General features: G+C 47.5%; 2 protein-coding genes. One reads left to right on the top strand and one right to left on the bottom strand.

Going from position 1 to position 2747, the window contains the following annotated elements:
• Nucleotides 1-1521, top strand: a 1521-nt coding sequence (locus Q0338_RS08855; protein ID WP_298086431.1) for an AsmA-like C-terminal domain-containing protein, incomplete at its 5' end; no start/stop codon positions are given.
• A 490-nt stretch (nt 1522-2011) separates the two neighbouring features.
• Here the strand turns inward: Q0338_RS08855 and Q0338_RS08850 are convergent.
• Nucleotides 2012-2551 (bottom strand): flagellar protein, encoded by a 540-nt coding sequence (locus Q0338_RS08850; protein WP_298086430.1) that lies wholly within the window; start codon nt 2549-2551, stop codon nt 2012-2014.
• Between the last annotated feature and the right edge of the window lie 196 nt (nt 2552-2747).

The following is a 2747-nucleotide window of genomic DNA, read 5'->3' as shown; positions in this document are numbered from 1 at the left end:
CCGGTTGAGCAGCTAAGCGGCAAAACCGACGCCAAACTCGCGCTTGATATCAAATTTGACCCGCTAGAGGTGACGCCTAAGGGCAAATTTAAGATCACCGGCGGACAAACCCTGATCGCGGGAGCTAAATTTAACGTAGATACCGCAGACGTCGAGCTTTTAAACGACAAGCTAAAGGTAAACGCGAAAAACACGGGGATGGATTTTTTTAGCGCGGACGCGGCGGTAAATCTCGATCTAGGCAAGCTCGCAGGCGACATAAACGGCACGCTAAAAGGGCTAAATTTAGCCTTCGGCAAGAGCGAAATTTTAAAGCTAGGCGCGACGCCGTTTGCGGCTAAGCTTGATTTTAGCGGCAAGGATACGAAGCTAGATATCGCTTTGCCAGCCGCCGTTAGTTTAAAATTCGGCGCGCAAAACGAGATAAATTTGCCTGACGCAAAGAGCCTACTGCCCTACTCGCCGCTGCTAAAAAGCCTGCAAATCTCTGAAGGCGGCGTAAATATAAAAACCAAGGATTTTGAAAATCTTAGCATCGAGGCTAACGGCGTCAAATTTGAAACGCCACTGTTTAAAAAAGACGGCTCGCCGTATGACGCCGATAGCTTTGCGATCGACGTAAACGCCAATGGCGCAACGGGCAAGAGCAAAAGCGGCGGGTTAAATTTCAAAATCTCGGGCGGCAAAACGGAGCTTTTTATAAAGGAGCTTGATCTGGCGCTTAGCGGCGATGAAAATTTGACAGACAAAGACGGCGACATCGAGTTTGAGGCCAAGGGCTCAAAGCTGATTTTAAACGACTTTAACGCAACTCTAGACCTACTAGCCTACAGCGGACAGAGTACGGACGGGACGGTGAGATTTGACGCAAAGCCCGCTCGCGGCAACTTTTCGCTCATAAAATCGGACAAAAAATTTGAAATGTGGGCAAACGACATCAGAGGCGAGTTTATCAACTCGATCTTTAACATCAAAAGCTTTGAGGGCGGCAGCTTTAAAATGCGCGTTTTAGGCAGTAGCACCGATGATTTTAAGGGCGAAGTGAGACTAATCGGCGCCACGCTAAAAGACTATACGTTTTACAACCAGCTTCTGACGTTTTTAAACTCCGTGCCGTCCCTGCTCGTGTTTAAGACGCCGGATTTTGGCGCCGACGGCTATCCGGTGAAATTCGGCAAAATTTTATTTGAGAAAAAGGGAGATGTGCTAAAGTTTCTAGCCATCGAGCTAGAGAGCTCGAGCGCCGATATCGGCGGTCACGGCACGATAAATCTCGCAACCAAAGAGATCGACGTGGATCTGGAGCTAAAGCTGCTAAAGGACGCTAGCTCCATCATCGACAAAATCCCGCTCATAAATCAGATCGTGTTAGGCAAAGACCGCACGCTCTCGACCGTCATCAAGGTGCGCGGAACGCTGCAAAAGCCGCAGTACTCGACGCAAATCCTGCAAGACGCGCTACTATCGCCGTTTAAGATAATCAGAAACGTACTTGAAGCGCCGTTTTTGATATTTGAGTAAATTTGACGAGCTTCCAGGTGTCTGCGCCGCTAGTTTGCGGGTTAAATAAAGCCAAATTTGATGCCCCGCGCAGCTCGACTGCGCAAGGTGTTCGCGGGTTCCTGGCAAATTTAATCAAATTTGCGCTCTTTGCTATTTTTGAATGGCAAGCATAAGCGCCATACCTAAATACGGCAAAAAACCGAATCGAAAACAAAGCCCAAAATCGCAGCGTCAATGACCGCATAGCAAAAATTTCGCCATTAAAATAGAATAGACTCGCTGCGGATTCTCATAAATTTGTAATCTTTATAGGCCGCATACGGAGCTAAAACCGCTAAAACCGCAAGCAAAACACCAAACGTCGCTGCGATATTTCGCGCCGACCGTAGATTTTTGTATGCTTTTTACAAATTTACGGCTAGCTTTAACGCTAGGCGCTATCTTGCCTAGATTGCGGTTTATCGTTAAATTTTACCGCTAGCGGCTCGGACGTTTTGCGGCGTCAAATTTAGCTTTTGATCTCATCGTCAAAAAGCTCATGGACGTCCACCCAAAAGCTTTCGGGCATAAAAATCGGCGAGTCCAAAATCTCCAGCAAACCGTCCTTAAAAGATAAAAACTCCACGACTCTTTGGAGCCCGTCAACGGTTTTTATGCTCATGTCCGCTAGCCGCAGCACCTTTACGAGCTGCATTTTATCAGCCGTCCACTCGGCAAATGCCAAAAACCGCGAATCGTCCGAAAACGTAAAACACGCCGTAGCCTGCTCGCTAAGTAAAATTTGCTCAATCTCGCCGCTTTGGCTAAATTTTACATTTTCGCTCTCGCTTTCTTCGCGCTTCAAATTTAAACCTTGTGCCTCGGCGTTTGCGTCGCCGTTAAATCCACTTTGCAAATTTACGCCGCCTCGCAAAAGCTCAGCGCTCGCGTAAAGCCGTAGCTCGCCCAGACTCGGCGCACCCATAGCTATCTCATGACCTTCAAATTCCGCGCTAAATTTACCGTCCGCGCTACGCTCTTTCGCGCTGTAATTCCAAGCAGAACCCATTTATATCCTTTTCAATTTATCCGCGCATTTGCCTGTACCGCGCAGTAAGCTCTGGCTCTCCGCCCTCGGCTACGCATTTTAGCAGCATTTGCTCTATGGTTTTAAATGAGTATTTAGGCATCTAGCTTCCTTTTAAATTTATCTAGGCGCGTTTTAGAGGGATAAATAAATAGGGTTTCATCAAATTTGCCGCGTT

Origin of the sequence: uncultured Campylobacter sp., from assembly GCF_938018145.1 — a bacterium.
Classification (GTDB): domain Bacteria; phylum Campylobacterota; class Campylobacteria; order Campylobacterales; family Campylobacteraceae; genus Campylobacter_A.
This window is presented reverse-complemented; position numbering and strand designations above follow the sequence as displayed.

What these genes read in the sequence shown, in the direction of transcription:
- Q0338_RS08850 (WP_298086430.1), bottom strand. Translation starts at nt 2,551, where the DNA reads ATGGGTTCTGCTTGGAATTACAGCGCGAAAGAGCGTAGCGCGGACGGT.